At 73.7% G+C, this 14366-nt stretch carries 10 protein-coding genes; all 10 read right to left on the minus strand.

What is annotated here, in order from left to right:
• Positions 1-76 precede the first annotated feature (76 nt).
• Genes CP973_RS20265 through CP973_RS20310 form a run of 10 tightly spaced genes read right to left on the minus strand, consistent with a single transcriptional unit; the run spans position 77 to position 14363 of the window.
• A complete protein-coding gene (locus CP973_RS20265; protein WP_167538393.1) occupies positions 77-1015 on the minus strand; it encodes an SDR family oxidoreductase in 939 nt (312 codons plus the stop codon).
• The gene (locus CP973_RS20270) at positions 1012-2052 is read right to left on the minus strand and encodes an ROK family protein (RefSeq protein WP_150242706.1); all 1041 of its coding nucleotides are present in this window, start codon (positions 2050-2052) and stop codon (positions 1012-1014) included. Before CP973_RS20270 ends, CP973_RS20265 begins: the two co-directional genes overlap by 4 nt.
• Positions 2033-2416, minus strand: coding sequence for a cupin domain-containing protein (locus CP973_RS20275; protein WP_150242708.1), 384 nt, complete (start codon positions 2414-2416; stop codon positions 2033-2035). Before CP973_RS20275 ends, CP973_RS20270 begins: the two co-directional genes overlap by 20 nt.
• On the minus strand, positions 2409-3653 hold the full coding sequence (locus CP973_RS20280; protein ID WP_150242710.1) for a sedoheptulose 7-phosphate cyclase: 1245 nt from the start codon (positions 3651-3653) through the stop codon (positions 2409-2411). Before CP973_RS20280 ends, CP973_RS20275 begins: the two co-directional genes overlap by 8 nt.
• Positions 3634-5709, minus strand: coding sequence for a 4-alpha-glucanotransferase (gene malQ, locus CP973_RS20285; protein WP_150242712.1), 2076 nt, complete (start codon positions 5707-5709; stop codon positions 3634-3636). Before malQ ends, CP973_RS20280 begins: the two co-directional genes overlap by 20 nt.
• On the minus strand, positions 5706-8765 hold the full coding sequence (locus CP973_RS41615) for an HAD hydrolase family protein (RefSeq protein ID WP_341874830.1): 3060 nt from the start codon (positions 8763-8765) through the stop codon (positions 5706-5708). The genes malQ and CP973_RS41615 overlap by 4 nt, the downstream gene beginning before the upstream one ends.
• A 10-nt stretch (positions 8766-8775) precedes the next feature.
• Positions 8776-9726, minus strand: a complete 951-nt coding sequence (locus CP973_RS20295) for a carbohydrate kinase family protein (protein ID WP_150242714.1) — start codon at positions 9724-9726, stop codon at positions 8776-8778.
• The gene (locus CP973_RS20300; RefSeq protein ID WP_150242716.1) at positions 9723-10829 is read right to left on the minus strand and encodes a sugar phosphate nucleotidyltransferase; all 1107 of its coding nucleotides are present in this window, start codon (positions 10827-10829) and stop codon (positions 9723-9725) included. The genes CP973_RS20295 and CP973_RS20300 overlap by 4 nt, the downstream gene beginning before the upstream one ends.
• On the minus strand, positions 10822-12906 hold the full coding sequence (locus CP973_RS20305) for a glycosyltransferase (RefSeq protein ID WP_244409621.1): 2085 nt from the start codon (positions 12904-12906) through the stop codon (positions 10822-10824). The genes CP973_RS20300 and CP973_RS20305 overlap by 8 nt, the downstream gene beginning before the upstream one ends.
• Positions 12907-12911: 5 nt before the next feature.
• Entirely contained in the window at positions 12912-14363 is a 1452-nt protein-coding gene (locus tag CP973_RS20310) for a hypothetical protein (protein ID WP_150242718.1), read from the minus strand.
• Positions 14364-14366 lie beyond the last annotated feature (3 nt).

Genomic DNA, 14366 nt, shown 5'->3' on the forward strand with positions numbered 1-14366 from the left:
CGTCGAGTCGTGGCGGGTGGGGGCGGTGGGCATGGGGGCTCCTCGTGCGGGCGCGGATTCGGGCGCCGTGGCGGATTCAGGCGGACGGTTCGGGCCCGGTGAATCGGGCGGCCAGCAGGCGCGCTCCCTCGCGCACACCCCGGACGGTGATGTCCCCGACGCCGGGCAGGGCCGGCAGCACCTCACTGGCCAGGCAGGCGTTCGCCGGACGGGAGGCGTAGCGCGTGCGGGCGCGCGGTACGGGCTTCACCAGTTCCGCGGGAGCGCCCAGCGCCCGTGCGACGGCGGTGGCCCACTCGGCGCGCGTGACGCGGTCCGGGCCGCCCAGGTGCAGCACCGGGGGCAGCGGGTGCCCGCAACGCAGCAGCGCGGCCGTCACCTCCGCCACGTCGTCCAGGAGCACCGGCGTCGTCCAGTGGTCGTCGGGGGCTTCGACCGGCTCTCCCCGCCGCAGCCGATGGGCACAGGCGGCGAAGAAGTTCAGCCACTTGTCCGCGTCCGCGTCCGCGGGCTCGTGGCCGTAGACGAGACTGACCCGCAGGATCACGGACCGGGGCGCCTTGGCGAGCAGTGCCTGCTCGGCCGCCAGCTTCGCCCGGCCGTAGGCGTTCGCCGGTGCCGGGGAAGCGCTCTCGGTGTTGTGCGCCGAACTGCCGTCGAAGACGTTGTCGGTGGAGATCATGATGATCCGCGAGTCCGGTGCGAGGGTGGCGAAGGTGTCCGCCACGGCGACATGCGCGGCCCGCGCCTCGTCCGGGTTGGCCTCGCACCAGGTGACGTCGGACGGACCGTGCACCAGGACGACGCGCTCCGGGCGCAGCCGGTCGAGCAGACGGCGGCAGTCGCGGACGTCGGTGGCGTCCAGGGCGGCCCAGCGGGCGCCGTAACTGCCGGGCGACACGGCGGGCGGGCGGCGTGAAACGAGGGTCACGCGCCTGTCCGCCCGCGCCAGGCACCGGGCGGTCGCCGTGCCGATCAGTCCACTGCCCACGATCAGGGTGCTGCCGCCGGTCACGGCGCCCCCTGGGAGGAGGGCACCGGCGTCCGCGCGGCCAGCAGGCGGCCCACTCCGAGCAGCCCGTGGTCGTCGTCGGCGGCCCCGAGCGACACCATGGCGTCGATCTGCTCCGGGCCGAGGCCGAAGCAGCCCAGCCGCCGGATCTCGGCCACCAGCAGGCGCCGGTACGGTTCGCCGACCGCCAGGGCGAAGCCGCCCATCAGGATGTGGCGGCACACCCCGATCGACGCGAACACCCCGGTGATCGCCTGGGCGAGCGGGGCCAGCGTGCCGCGCAGCACCTCGGTGGTGAAGGGGTCGCCCGCGCGGACCGCCTGGGCGATGGCCCGGTTGCCGATGTGCTCCGCGCGGCCCTCGCACAGCGCGGCGAGCCGGGAGCCGCGGAAGGCGGCCTGATGGCTGTGCGCGGCCCGCCGTGCCGCCGCCAGCACGCCACGGCCGGAGGCGATGGCGCCGAGATGGCCGCGGCCTCCGCAGTCGCACAGCGGCGCGTCGGGGGAGCGGTCGCAGACCCAGTGGCCCAGCTCACCGCCGTGGCCGTCGGGGTCGACGAGGACCTCGCCGCCGCGGAAGACCTTGTTGCCGATGCCGGAGCTGATGGTCAGCAGGCAGAAGTCGCCGGGTTCGGTGGCGGCGTAGCGCCAAGCGGCAGCCGTCAGGTCGTTCACCACGACGGCCGGCGCGCCGGTCCGCTCGGACAGCAGTTCACCGAGCGGCAGCGGGTCTCCGCGCCGTCCCCACACGGTGGGCGCCGCCATGACGAGGCCCGCGGCCGTGATCGGGCCGGCGAACGCCACGCCCAGCGCGCGTGGCGGCCGCCCGCCCGTATGCGCGGCGACCTCGCGCACGATCTGTTCCACCACCCGCTGTTGCAGGGCCGGCACCGGTGCACCGGGGTCGCGGTGCTTGCCGTCGACCGGCATCCGCCGCACGTCCGAAAGGGCGCCCGCCGCGGGATCGTAGGTGCCGATGCGCAAGGTCGTGCCGCCCACGTCGAGGACGGTGAACACGTCGTCACCCGGCACGCCGCTCACCCTCCCCCTCCTCCGCTGCTTCCTCGAAGACGAGCAGCCGCAGGTCCCGCTCCGAGTCGTTGACCAGGCCGTGCTCCCCGTGGGGCGCGTTGACGACGATGTCGCCGGGGCCCACCCGGAACTCCTCGCCGTCCCGGAACATCAGACCGGTGCCGTCAAGCACGATGTAGGTCTCGCGGTCGGCGCCGTGCCGGTGCCGTCCGATCGAGGTCCCCGGCGGCAGGACGGCCAGATCGATGAATTCCGCGCCCGGGGCGCCGGCCCGGCGCGCGAAGACGCGGTGCGCGAGGATCGTGCCGGAACCCCCGTGGTCCCGCTCCTTGCCGGTCAGCAGGTTCCGCAGATTGGTCACGGGCTCAGGCATCGTGCCGCTCCCCGTCCGCGGCCAGCGCCTTCAGCGCGTCCTCCAGGATGTCGCCCGGCAGGTCCGCCAACTCCTCCACGAAGGCCGCCTTGCCGATGCCGGTCGGCACGACGAGGTGCAGTTTGCGGCCCCGCCGCTGCCATGACGCACGCAGCGCCTGCGTCATCAGCTCCGGTGTGCAGGTGACCGGGTCGAACACCGGCAGCCCGATCCGCCGTAGCAGCCGGACGACGCGGAAGCAGGTCTCCTCGTCCGCCAGGCCGAGCAGGCGTGCGAGATGTGCGGACAGCGCCATGTCGACGGCGACCGCCTCACCGTGCTCCAGCCGGTGTCCGCCGGCCGTCTCGATGAGCGGGCTGAAGGTGTGGCCGAAGTCGACGAGCCGGGCCAGGTTGTGTTCGTGGAGGTTGGGGCACAGTTCCTCCATCATCAGACGCATCGAGGTGCGCAGGACGTAGGCCTCCAGAGCCCCGTCGTCGAGGACGGTGGCGGCGGGGCGGCGGAACGCGTCCGGGTGGCGCTCCAGCGTCCGGAAGAGCTCGTCGTCCAGGATCACGGCCATCTTCACGATCTCGGCGAGTCCGCAGCGGATCTCCCGGTGCGGCAGCGTCGCCAGGAAGGCGGGGTCGTTGAGGGAGGCGTGTGCCGGGTGGTAGGCGCCGTACATGTTCTTCGTCCGCAGGGCGTTGACGCCCGTCTTGACGCCCACACCGACGTCCACCTGGCCGACGAGCGTGGTGTTGACCTTGATGTACCGGATGCCCCGCGCGTAGATGGACGCGGCGAAGCCGACCACGTCGGCGACGATGCCGCCGCCGACGGCGAGCATCAGGCCATGGCGGTCCAGCCCGTCCGCCTTGGCCAGGGCGCAGACGTTCTCCACCGCCGCCAGCGTCTTGTGGTGTTCGCCGGTGGCCATGACGTGCAGGGTCCACTGGCCCGGCAGGGCGTGGGCGTCCAGGTAGGCCCGGATCCGGTCGCCGTACAGCCGGTCCACGGTCGGGCCGACGAAGGCCACGACGCGGCGGCCCTCCAGATAGCCGCCGAGCAGGGGGTTGCCCGGGTCGAGCACCCCGGAGGCGAGGTCGACCCGGTACCGGATGCCGTCCGGTGCTCTCAGCGCGAAACCGTCGCCATCCTCACGCACCCCCGTCGGTGGGCCCAGGACGACATCGCCGGGATCGTCGCCGCCCTCCGCCGGGGAGGGGCCGACCCGGTCAAGAATCTGGCCTGACATCTTTCTCCTTACGTGGTCTCGCATGGGTGCGAAGGTCCTCGAACACCCTGGTGAGGGCGGCCACAAGAGGCTGGTCCGGAAGGTCCTCCAGCGGTACGGGGCGGCCCTGGGCATCGCTCACGGGCAGCCGCCAGTTGGGGTGCGCCGTGGACGTGCCGGGAAGGTTCTGGGGCCTGCGGTCGCCGGTCGCGTCCGGCAGCCAGACGCCGAGCAGGCGGGCCGGGGTGCGGCACAGGAAGCGGTGCAGCGCGACGAGGTCGCCGTCCGGGTCGGGCAGCAGCCCGTGCCGCTCCAGTTCGGCCAGCCACCCGTCGCGCTCGGCGGCGGCCTCGGCCTTCTCCTCCGCTTCCGGGCGGGTGAGCAGGCCCAGCCGGGCCCGGAGGTCGACGTGCTCGCCGCTGAGCCAGGCCGCGGTCGTCGGCAGGTCGTGGGTGGTGAGCGTGGCCAGGCAGTCGCGCCGCCAGCGGTCGGGCGGCAGCGGGCCGTGCCGGCCCTCGGAGCCCCCGAGGTACTCGAACCGCTGGACGGAGGTGCCGAGGATCCCCCGCTCGGCGAGCGCCGTACGGACACCGGCCTCGACCGTGCCGAGGTCCTCACCGATCACACCGGCTCCGGCGCGGTGCGCCTCCAGCGTCAGCACGCCCAGCATCGCGTCGGCGTCGTACCGGACGTACGTACCCTCGGACGGCGGCCGCCCCTCGGGCACCCACCACAGCCGGAACAGGCCCATGACATGGTCGATGCGCAGGGCACCCGCGTGCCGCAGCCCGGCCCGCAGCAGCCCCGCCAGGGGTGCGTAGCCGGCGGCGGCGAGCCCGTCGGGGCGCCACGGCGGCTGGCCCCAGTCCTGGCCGTGCGGGTTGAAGTCGTCCGGCGGAGCGCCGACACTCATGCCGGCGGCCAGGCAGTCCTGGAGGGCCCAGCTGTCGGCACCCTCCGGGGCGACACCGACCGCCAGGTCGTGGATCAGGCCGATCTTCATGCCGGCGCCGGCGGCCGCGGCCTGGGCGGCGGCCAGTTGCCCGTCGGTGACCCAGGCCAGCCAGCGGTGGTAGTCGACCTCGGCGGCCAGCTCCCGGCGGGCGCGGGCCACGGCCGGGGAGCGCGGGTCGCGCAGCGCGGCCGGCCAGGACCGCCAGGCCCTGCCGTGCACACCGGCCAGCGCGCACCAGGTGGCGAAGTCCGTCAGGTCCTGTCCTTCGCGTGCGGTGAAGTGGGCGAGGGCGGCGGCGCGCCCGGGCGACAGCGGCACCTGGTGGACCGCCCGCAGTGCCTCGTGCTTGAGGGAGCGCACCGTCTCCCGGTCGATGAGCAGGCCGCCGCGCAGCATGCCCTCGTTGAGGATCCCGGCCTGGGCGGCACACCGGTCGGCGGTACGCCGCCCCTCGCCCTGGAGGTACGCGTACTCGGGGATCGCCTCCACGCGCAGATGCATGGGGTCGGGGTACCGGCGGGAGCTGGGCCGGTACGGCGACGGGTCCGGCAGCGGTCCGGGTTCGACGGCGTGCAGCGGGCCGAGCTGGACGAAGTCCGCCCCGAGCGCGCGTCCCGACCAGGACGCCAGCTCCGCCAGGTCACCGAGGTCGCCCATGCCCCAGGAGCGGCGTGAGAGCACGGAATACAGCTGGACGAGGAATCCCCAGTGCCGCCCGGCCGGCACCGGCAGCCGTGCGGGTACGGCCAGCAGCGGTGCGGAATCGCTTCTTCCCGGTGCGACGGCGTGCACGGTGTGCATGCCGACCGGGAGGGAGCCGGACAGGTCCGCCGTGCCGCCTCCCTCCAGCTCCACTTCCACCGTCGCGTTCGGAGGCAGATCCAGCCGCGGTACGGCAGCTCCCCGCACGACGACACACGGGGGCAGCAACCGGGCCGCCGTGCGCTCCCGGTGGGCCCGCAGAGCGGCCCGGGCCGACGCGTCGGTGGCCGCGTCGATCCCGCACGCGGCCAGCACGGCCACGAGGGTGTCCGGGGCCACCGTCACCCGCTGCCCCCGGTCGGTGATGTAGGCGGTGGACACACCATGGGCGCGGGCCAGTTCGCGCAGAGCCCCGCTCATGACATCCGCTCCGAGCTGCCGAAGAGGCGTTCCAGGACGGCGGCGACGCCGTCGTCGTCGTTCGCGGGCGCGATCTCGTCGGCCATCGCCCGCAGCGCCGGATGGGCGTTGCCCACGGCCACCCCGTGCCCGGCCCAGGCGAGGAGCGGGATGTCGTTCGGCATGTCACCGAACGCGACGGTCCCGGCCGCTTCGTGGCCGAGGAGCCGCGCCGCCCGTTCCACTCCGGCCGCCTTGGTGGTGCCGGCCGGCAGCACCTCCACCATCCCCCGTACCGAATGCACCACGGTGACCTCGTCACCGCACAACCGCTGTGCCACGGCTTCGACCTCGTCCTCCGGCAGGCCCGGGTGGTGCAGGACCAGCTTGTCGATCGGGTGCGACCACAGCAGCCGGCGGTCGGTCGTGACGTCCCAGCCGTGCCGGACGCGCTCGCCGAAGCGGGGCGTGACCTTGAACCGGCTCTCCGGCGGCGCCGTCACGACCCCCAGTTCCAGCGGCCCCAGCGCGGCTTCGACGCGTTCGACCACGCTGCGGGCGAGGTCCAGGTCGAGCGAGGCCGAGCTGAGCAGCCGGTCGGCGCCGGCGTCGTAGAGCTGGGCGCCCTGTCCGCACACCGCGAGCCCGCGGTAGCCGAGCGCGGTCAGATACTGCTTGCAGGCCGTGGCGGGCCGTCCGGTGACCACGAGGTGGGAGGCGCCCGCCTCGGCGGCCCGGGCGAGGGCGCGCAGGGTGCGCTCGGAGACGGACTGGTCACTGCGCAGGAGGGTGCCGTCGAGGTCCGTCGCCACGAGCCGGAAGGGCGGCGGGCCGCCCGCGGGCCCGTACGGAACGGCCGACGGCCGCGCGGCCGTGTCCGACGGCTCGAACGCCAGGGTGTCCCAAGTGACGCGCCCCGAGGCCAGGGTCAGCATGACGAGCAGGTGGCGTCCGACGGGCGGACCGGGCAGGACGCCCTCGAAGACGCCGTCCCGTGCCGCCACCAGGGGCACCAGGACGGCACCGCTGCCCGCCGGCACCGGTTCGTCGGAGGCGAGGGCCTCGGCGTGGGACTCCAGGTCCGACGCGGACATCCCGGTTCCGGCTACGGCCACTTCCACGTGCCGCGCCTCCGGGTGCCGGTACGTCACGTGCGGGCGGCCCGCCGCATCGATGCGTGCCGTGTACCGCCCGCGGACGCGTGCCGCCCAGTCCTCCCGGCCGGCCGCACGCGCAATACGGGCGCAAGCGGCGAAGTCGGCCCGGGCGTGGGCGGCCTCGAAGAGGCGCTCGTAGGCCGCCTCGTCGAGCGGTGCGGCACGCCCGTAGGCCGCCACGTCGCCCAGGGCCGCGGCCGACCGCGCGATGAGCGTCCGGTACCGGTCCCATGCGGCGTCGGGCAGGGCGTCGAACCAGCCGTACCGGATCGCGTCCTCGGTCGGAAAGGCCCGGGGCCGGCCGCGCAGCAGGCCCTCGAAGGCCGACAGGCGCCGGTCGGCGCTCCGCGCCCAGGTGAACCGGCGGGCCGTGGCGCGCGCGTTGGCCGACAGCCGGGCGTAGGCGTCGGGGGCGGCGCGCCGTAGCTCCGCGGCCTGGCGTATGCGGTCGACGAGCGCGCGGGTGAGGGCCGGGTCGTCGTCACGGAACGATCCGGGCAGCGACAACCCGGTGGCCCGGGGATCGTCCGGGGGCAGGGCGTGGCCGAAGTGGGCCGTGACGCTCTGCGCGGTCGCGATCGGCACCGCGCCGCACGCCATGGCCTCGGCCTGGGCGATGAGGAACCCGTCGAGCTCGAACTTCGACGGGAAGACGCAGAAGTCCGCGCACGCGGCCTGCTCGAACAGGGTGTCCTCGTCGGCCAGGCGCCAGTCCAGATGCACCCGGCCCGGATGGCGGTCGGCGACGCTCCGGAAGTACGCGTTGCCGACGGGGGCCGGCTGCCCACCGCCCCCGCTGGTGGCCAGGCGCAGCACGAAGGCCGCTTCGGTGCCGCTGTCCAGCACCTCCTCGACGGCGCGGATCAGTTCGAGCTGGCCCTTGTGGTGCACCGCGTACCGGGCGGCGTGGTAGAAGACCGGCAGGGAGGGATCGAGACCCAGCGAGCGCAGGACCGCCTCACGGTCCACGGCTCCGGGATCGCGCGCCAGCCAGCCGTCGGATATCCCGCAGCCGCCCATGAGCAGCTGGTGCGCCTGGGCGCGCACCATGCGGGAGACCGGCAGGGTGTGGAACAGGCTCTCGAACGGGGTGTCGCGGAAGGTGCTGTAGTAGTCCCGCTGGCCGGGCGAGACGAAGTCCAGCAGGTCGGCGTGTGCCAGGACCAGCGGCAGAACGGCGACATGGTCCGGTCCGTACTCCACGTGCATCCGGGTGCCTGCCAGGACCCGCGCCATGGCCGCCTGCGGGCTGTCCTCGGCGGGCAGCCCGTCCTCCAGCGCGTCGAGGTCGGCCCGCACCCCGAACAGGCCGAGCAGCCGCTCGACCTGCGGGCGGTAGACCTTCTGCGTGACGGGGGCGTTGGCCGCGACCGTGCTCACGGTGCGCAGGGACGGGTCGCCGGCGAACAGGGGCGGCAGGAGGTAGTGGTAGTACGGCTCGAAGCCGTGGACCACCGCCTCCTCCCCGCCGAGGTACCGCCGGATGAAGTGGGCGCCCGCCACCTGGAACACCAGCGGCTTGAAGTGGACGAGGTCCGTGCCCTCGGTGCCCGGCGGCGGGTACAGCCGGTCGGGCAGCAGATCGAGGAAGGCGTCGGAGAGGAAGTAGACGTCCACGCCGTCGATCCGCAGGCGGTACGCCCGGGTGGTCAGCTCCAGGGTGATGTCGGACGGGTGGTCCGGCCACACCTTGGGGTCCAGGACCAGCGGCACGCGGTGCTCGTGGACGTAGGGGAGTTCCGTCACGGCGTGCTCCCGCCGCAGCGTGCCGATGAGTCCGTGCGCCGGGGTGACCAGGGACACCCGGTGCCCCCGGGCGGCGTACTCGCGCGACAGGTTCCACACCAGCGGGGACAGCCCGCCGCGCATGAGGCGGTTGTCGAACCCGCCGCACTCGAAGGCGAAGTGGATCACGTGCATGTCCCGGCTCCTACCGGCTCGCGGCCGCGCGGGCACTGGCCGCGCGCAGTTCCGGCAGGCCGATGAACTCGGTGTGGGTGCCCACGCTGCCGCACACGAACGCCCCGGCCACCGAGCCGGCCAGCACGCAGTCCTCGAACGGGCGCCGCTCGAAGTACGCGTGCAGGAAGGCGGTGACGAACGCGTCGCCGGCACCGTTGCTGTCCACGACCGGACGCTCCGGACGGACGGCGGGGAAGTGCCGGACGGTGTCGGCACCGCGCTCCAGCAGGTAGCAGCCGTTGGCCCCGTCGGTCGCGACCACGAACCGCGCCCGGCCCTCGCCGACGATCGACCGCAGCACGGTCTCCAGCCGGTCGTGGACCGCCGCCGCGCTCAGGAAGACGTAGTCGGAGCGCAGGGCGTAGTGGCGGTGATGGGGGTTGTGCCCGTCCCAGTCGTGCAGATCGGTCGAACTGGTCACGCCCAGCCGGTGGATGTCGTCGTACATGTCCTGGTTGTGGCCGATGATCGACAGGTGGACGTGGGCCGACCGCTCCAGGTGGGGCAGGTAGAAGTCGCGGGGAAGCCGGAGGTCCTCGGGGTGCCGGCCGTCGTAGAAGGAGAAGCGGCGGCCCTTGGCGTCCACCAGGTTCACCGCGCGCGGAGTGCCGTGCGGCGAGACCAGGTGGGCGAAGTCGAGGCCCTGGCGGGCGTAGTGCTCCAGGACCATGCGGCCCTGCGGGTCGTCGCCGAGGAAGTCGATGAACTTCGTCCGCAGGCCGAGGGCGTGCCAGCCGAGCGCCACCCCGTTGCCGGTGTGCCCGACGTAGTCCCGCAGCGGTTCGACGAAGACCGAGTCGCCGGGCGGCACCCGCAACTCGTCCACGCGCACGATGGTGTCCACCCCGGTCCCGCCCACCACCAGGACGTCGTAGCCGTCCGGACCCTGTGCTCCGCTGTGGTGCTGGTCTGTGGTCATGCGCTCACTCCTTCGGCAACGTGCTGAATGTGTCCGTCCTCCAGGACGACCGCCCCGTCGATGTCGGCGTCCGGCGGTATCACCGCGCCGGGCAGCACCACGCTGCGCCGCACCCGTGCCCCCGCGCCGATCCGTACCCCGGGGAAGAGCACGCTGTCCGCCACCTGTCCGGCGTTGACGAGGTCCGCGGGGATCACCGACCCGCGCACTCCGGGAGCGTCCGCGACCCGGCGCCGTCCGACGCCCGGCCGTACCGTCCACGGCATCCGCTCGACGGGCAGCGGTGCCGGCGGGCCCGCGGCGAGCGCCAGATGCGCCCGGTGGTAGCGCTCGACGGTGCCGATGTCCTCCCAGTGGCCGTGCACCTCGTGTCCGCGGATGTGCTCCCCGGCCGCGAGCATCGCCGGGATCACGTCACGGCTGATGTCGTGCTGCCAGTCGGTACCGTCCAGCAGGGTCAGGTACCGGTGGAGTACGGCGGCGTCGAAGACGCAGAAGGCCGCGAAGACCAGGTCGGAGGTGGGGTTCTCGGGCTTCTCCGCGAACTCCGTCAGCCGGCCCCCGGCGTCGAAGCGGACCATGCCGAACAGGTGCACCCAGCGCCTGTCGATCCGCTGGTAGGCGACGGTCAGCGCCGCGCCCGAGGCCCGGTGCGCCGCGACGAGGGGGCCGTAGTCGTACCGGTAGACATGGTCGGCATGCAGGACGAGGACGTCCTCGACGCCGTCGGTGAAGATGAACTCGGCCTTGCGGATCAGGGCGTCGGCGGTGCCGCGTTCCAGCGGCCAGGTGCGCCGCGGCAGCTCCGCGGGCAGCTCCCGGCCGCGGTAGGCGCTGTCGTACGGGCCGAAGTGCACCCGGAACCCCGGTTCCGCGTTCCATACGCGGTGGAGGTCGTCCATCAGCAGCCGCTCCTCGTACTGGGACAGCAGCAGCACTTCCGAAAGCCCGGAGGCCCGGGCGTTGGCCAGGCTGAAGTCGATGAGCCGGCAGGCGCCGCCGTAGGGGACCAGCGGCTTGAGCCGCCCCGCGCCGAGCGGGCCCATCCGCTGCCCCTCGCCGCCCGCGAGCAGCACCGCGCGTACGGCACGCGGGTCAGCCATGCCGCACCTCGTCCCAGGCCACCCGGCCGCTGGACAAGGTGAGCAGCAGCAGCCCGTCGGCGCCCGGCGCCTCGCCCACGAAGACACCCGGGCCGGTGCGGTCAAGGGTGCGTACGGTCGGCAGGGTCCTGGCCGAGCCCCGCCGCGCCTCCACGACCTGCACCCGTTCGGCGTGCGGCAGCCGGTACTCCAGACGCCCGTCGGCCAGGACGCGGGCGCGGGTGCGCAGCAGCGCGGCCTCCTCCGCGGGCACCGCCCCGGGAAGCCGGCCGAGGACCCGTTCGCAGGCGGCGAAGTCGGCCCGTCGCCAGGCGGCGCGGAAGAGGCGCGCCGCCGCTTCCGCGTCGAGCGGGGCGCGGCGCTCGTACGCCGCGATATCGCCGTGCTCGACGGCGGCCGCCGTGCTGACCTGGTCGTCGGTGAGCAGGTCGAACCAGCCGTGCCGGAGCGCCAGTTCGGTGGACAGGACGGGCGGCCGGCCCTCCCACAGCCGGGTGAACGCCGCCAGGTGCAGGTCGGCGCAGTGGTCCCAGGTGAAGGCGCGGGCGACGGCCGAGGCGCGGTCGGACAGCTCGCGGTAGCGGCCGGGATCGTCGGACCACAGGGCCGCCGCCTGCCGGATGCGGGCCGCGAGCGCGTCGGTGAGCAGGGCGTCGTCCTCCGCGAAGGAGCGGTTGACCGCGAAACCGGTGGTCGTCTCCGGGCCGTCGGCGTGCCGGAAGTGCTCCATGCCGCGCTGGTCGGTGGCGATGGGCACCGTGCCCACGGCCATGGCCTCGCCCTGGGCGATCAGGAAGGTGTCCATCTCGAACTTGGAGGGGAACAGGGCGAAGTCCGACGCGGCCGCGCAGGCGAAGACGCGGGCCTCCTCGACGCGCTCCCACTCGAAGTGCAGACGGTCGGGGTGCCGGGCGGCGACCTCGTGGAAGAGCGGGTCGTCGATGCCGTTGCCGGAGATGCAGCGGATGACGAAGTTGGCCTTCAGGCCCTCGCCCAGCACCCGGTCCACGGCCCGTATCAGCTCGACCTGGCCCTTGTGGTGGACGGCATAGCGGGCGTTGTGGAAGAACGTCGGCAGCGCGGGGTCGAGGCCCAGGCCGCCGAGCACCTCCGTCCGGTCCACCCGGGCGGGGTCCCAGGCCAGCCACTGGTCGGAGATGGCGCAGCCGCCGACGAACATCTTGTGGGCGTTGCGGCGCACCACGTCGGCGATGGGCAGCCGCCGGAAGAGCGGCTCGAACGGGGTGTCCCGGAAGCCCGCGTAGAAGTCCAGCTGCCCGGGCGACAGGAAGTCGATCAGATCGGCGTGCTCGGCGGTCAGCTCGTAGAGCGCCACATGGTCCGGCGGGTAGGTGTAGTGCAGGTGGGTGAGCTGCTGGTACTGGACGAGCGCCGCGGGCACGTCGGGCTCGGGCTCGGGCGCGGGCAGCTCGACGTCCACGCCGAGCAGTTCGAAGAGGCGCGCCACCTCGGGCCCGTACACCTTCTTGGCGATCGGCATGTTGCTCTGGACGTTGCTGACGACCAGCTTCGTCGGGTCCGCGCGCAGGGCGGCCGGCAGCAGGTAGTGGTAGTACGGCTCGTGGGTGTGGACGACGGCCTTCTCGTCGCCGAACCAGCCGCGCAGGAACCGGACGCTGTCCGCCTGGAAGACCAGCGGCTTGAAGAACACCAGGTCCCGGCCCTTCGCGGAGTACGGCGGGTAGAAGGTGTCCGGCAGCCGGTTCAGGTAGTCGTTGGCGAGGAAGTACAGGTCCACGCCCTCCAGGCGGATGCGGTGCGCGGTGGTGCGCAGCGCCAGGTCGGCCTGTTCGGGGAAGCCCTGCCAGACCCGGGTGTCGAGGACCACCGGCAGCGTGTAGGCGTCCTCGTAGGGCAGGTCTTCCACCTCGTAGCGCTGCCGCAGGTCGTCGAGCCGGCCGTGCGCGGGGGTGACGATGGAGACCCGGTGGCCGCGGGCGGCGAAGGTCTTGGAGAGGTTCCACAGGTATACGGACGTGCCGCCCTGCAGGAAGGTGTGGTCGAAGCCGCAGCACTCGAAGTAGTTCTCGATGATGTGCATCCTGGGCGCGTTCACGGCGGTCACGTCCTTGCGTGGAGGGTCGGGGCGGAGGAGGGCAGCGCGAGCGCGTGACGCAGGTCGATCGCGGCGTGGTAGGGCCGGGCGTGGTCGTGGTTGTAGCCCAGCTCGTGCAGGAGGCGGCGCAGGTACAGCAGCCGCCGCAGCGGACTGCCGGACGCCGGCCCGAGCAGCAGGCGCAGCACGCGCTCACGCCAGGTGTCGGCGGTGCGGAAGACGGTGTGCAGCACCTCCCGCTGGGCGTCCGGCAGGCCGGGCGCGCCGTCCAGGGAGCCGTTCATGGTGGTGTCCGCGTCCACGCCGAGCCGGCGGGCGCTCTCGAAGGCCGCCTCGTCGGCCGTGAAGTACTCCAGCGCGCGCTGGACGGCGACGAGGTCTTGGAGGGGGGACTGGGCGGCGTAGCCGGAACCGTCCGACGGGAGGGCGGGCGTGGACAGGTCGATGACGCCCATCCGCCAGCTGCCGTCCGGTCCTTCGGCACACAGCAGGTGCGACAGGTGCAGGTCGCCGTGGCAGGGACCGGCTCCGGCGGCCGTGACCCGGTCGCCCAGTATGTGACGCAGCTGGTCCAGCTCGGCCCGCAGGGCATCGAAGGCGGCGCTCCGGGCGGCCGGCGGAAGGGGGAGGTCCGCGAGGGCCGACCGGTCGAACTGTGCCGCCGTCCTGGACAGCACGTCGGCCACCGGGTAGCCGGTGACCGGCTCGCCCAGGCGTACCGACAGGTCGTGGTGGAAGGCGTGCAGGAAACGCCCGGCCGTACGCAACGCCGCTTCGAGCGGACGCAGATGCGCGTGTACGAGCCGTTCCGGAGGGACGCGGTTCGTCAGGCGCGGCCACAGCGAGCGCAGGTCCGCCCGCAGCGGCGCGTCGATGCCCTGCCCGGGTACATGGCGGTACAGGACGCCCACCGGATGCCGGGTCCCGCCGACGGGATCGGTGTAGGTGTAGTCCCCGGCCCACTCGGGCGTCCGCCCGGTGCCGCTCATGAGCCGCAGCACCTCGGGTTCGTGGATCACCTCGTCCGGACGCCGGTAGGTCTTGTGGACGTAAGGGGTACCGCCTATCTCGACCAGGGAGAGGGCGTTGGAGGACCAGCCCTGGTCGAACGGCAGCCACCGCGCCTCGCCGGCCGGCGCGGAGGGCGCGCGGCGGAAGTCCACGTACCCGCCGCGCGCCGTGCGCAGCCGCGCGCCGGTCAGCACCCGGCGTACGGTCGCGAGCCCCGGGGGCCCGTCGCCGCGCACCGCGGCCACGGCGCCGGACGGTTCCCGGCGCACGGGGACGAAGATCCGCTCGCCGGAGGCGGGGCCGCCGACCGCCCGCACGACCAGCAGCACTTCGTCCGGTGCCGGCGCGGCGTGGTCGACCGTCTCGTAGCGGTGGGCGGCGCGGAGGTCGCGCGGCATCCAGGACGCGGTGCGCAGCAAGGGGGCGAGATGTTCGTCGGGGATCACGTG

It is taken from the genome of Streptomyces albofaciens JCM 4342, from assembly GCF_008634025.1.
Classification (GTDB): Bacteria; Actinomycetota; Actinomycetes; order Streptomycetales; family Streptomycetaceae; genus Streptomyces; species Streptomyces albofaciens.

What these genes read in the sequence shown, in the direction of transcription:
- CP973_RS20295 (WP_150242714.1), bottom strand. Translation starts at nt 9,726, where the DNA reads ATGACCACAGACCAGCACCACAGCGGAGCACAGGGTCCGGACGGCTAC.
- CP973_RS20280 (WP_150242710.1), bottom strand. Translation starts at nt 3,653, where the DNA reads ATGTCAGGCCAGATTCTTGACCGGGTCGGCCCCTCCCCGGCGGAGGGC.
- malQ (WP_150242712.1), bottom strand. Translation starts at nt 5,709, where the DNA reads ATGAGCGGGGCTCTGCGCGAACTGGCCCGCGCCCATGGTGTGTCCACC.
- CP973_RS41615 (WP_341874830.1), bottom strand. Translation starts at nt 8,765, where the DNA reads ATGCACGTGATCCACTTCGCCTTCGAGTGCGGCGGGTTCGACAACCGC.
- CP973_RS20300 (WP_150242716.1), bottom strand. Translation starts at nt 10,829, where the DNA reads ATGGCTGACCCGCGTGCCGTACGCGCGGTGCTGCTCGCGGGCGGCGAG.
- CP973_RS20275 (WP_150242708.1), bottom strand. Translation starts at nt 2,416, where the DNA reads ATGCCTGAGCCCGTGACCAATCTGCGGAACCTGCTGACCGGCAAGGAG.